Genomic DNA, 928 nt, shown 5'->3' with positions numbered 1-928 from the left:
CGGCACTGCGCTGCACTACGATCCGTGCATTTTCTTTTCGTTCGCACCCATCGAACCCCGCGACAGGTCGGAGAATTCATCTCGCCTCGCACTCCTACGGAGCGAGCCGGATTCCCAAGTCCGGTTCTCCCCGTAGGGGAGGATCTCGGGAATGCGGGAATGCGGCAGAAAACCGCCATTTTCTTGCATTCCCGGGGCCTCGGGAACGACATCTTCCGGGAACGCTCTAACTCAATGATAAGACGCGGTAATTTGCGTTCCCGAGCCTCAGCGTTCCCACCGGGAAGCCGGGAACCGGGAACGTTGAGAATGCATCTATTGGCCTTGCCTGGCGCGATACTGCTCCAACGCCTCCTGGCGAGATCCGTGGACCAGCGCAACCTCGACACCCTTCGCAAGTGGCCCATCCGGAACGTCGAGGAACTTCGGCGAGGCTTGCGTGGCGGCGGTCCGCGCCTTCACCAACATCCGCCGGTCGAGAGCTTTGTTTCCCAGCGCCTCCAGGCTGTGCTTACCCATGCTTGCAAGCGGCTCCGGCAGATCCGCCCGCCCGGTGTACAGGCCTGCCACTCCGGTGACGGTGAAGGGAAGGCCGGCAGCCGCGCATTCGGCGCAGGCATCCACCAGTTGTTTCAGCAACTGCTCCTCTGTCGGCCCCTGCGACGCAAGTCGGCTCGTGCGATCGAGCAGTTCCCCCGCGGTCGAGCGAGCAAATAGACGGCGCGCGCCCACCGGTGCGCCGGCGTGGTTCGCCTTGACGAGGTTCCCCCAGAGGAGGCTCTCGGGTGGGTCATCGACCTCCTTTGACAGACGTTTCGCCTCGTCGTGACTTGGCTTCCACAGCGCGTAGGCGAACCGGCTGTTGGCGATCCAGGCGCTGCTCCCCCGCATCGTCGGGTTCTCCAGATCCATGCCCTTCGCCGTGTGG

Annotated in this window: 1 protein-coding gene; it reads right to left on the bottom strand. The window is 63.7% G+C overall.

Features of this window, described 5'->3' with window-relative positions; genetic code table 11:
- Window positions 1–315: 315 nt before the first annotated feature.
- A partial coding sequence (locus AC2YHJ_RS27865; protein WP_487399450.1) for a hypothetical protein occupies window positions 316–928 on the bottom strand: 613 nt, incomplete at its 5' end.

Source organism: Roseomonas sp. SRI_022, assembly GCF_057586215.1.
Note: the sequence above shows the minus strand (reverse complement) of the source record. Positions and strands in the feature narration are given on the sequence as shown.